1 protein-coding gene is annotated in these 217 nt (G+C 62.2%); it reads left to right on the plus strand.

Going from position 1 to position 217, the window contains the following annotated elements; translation table 11 throughout:
- The first annotated feature begins 16 nt into the window (after nucleotides 1-16).
- Nucleotides 17-94 (plus strand): hypothetical protein, encoded by a 78-nt coding sequence (locus H6A21_RS11360; RefSeq protein ID WP_342636104.1) that lies wholly within the window; start codon nucleotides 17-19, stop codon nucleotides 92-94.
- The last annotated feature ends 123 nt before the right edge of the window (nucleotides 95-217 follow it).

The raw sequence follows: 217 nt of genomic DNA on the forward strand, positions 1-217 counted from the left end.
GTACAACAACTTCAGGATCCACTCGACGCTCGGCTACATGAGCCCCGTCGAGTTCAGGAAGGCGGGGCTGATCCTGTCGAAACCGTCCAAATAAGTGTTGCCAATCCACCTGCCTATCATGCGCCGGGGCACCGAGAACTCGCGGCCGGCGCACCTCACGAGCATCGTCGCGGGGACGGTCTGGTAGGAGACCTCGCCGAGCATCGACTCGAGCAGG

Origin of the sequence: Collinsella tanakaei, from assembly GCF_016902615.1 — a bacterium.
GTDB classification, from domain to species: domain Bacteria; phylum Actinomycetota; class Coriobacteriia; order Coriobacteriales; family Coriobacteriaceae; genus Collinsella; species Collinsella tanakaei_A.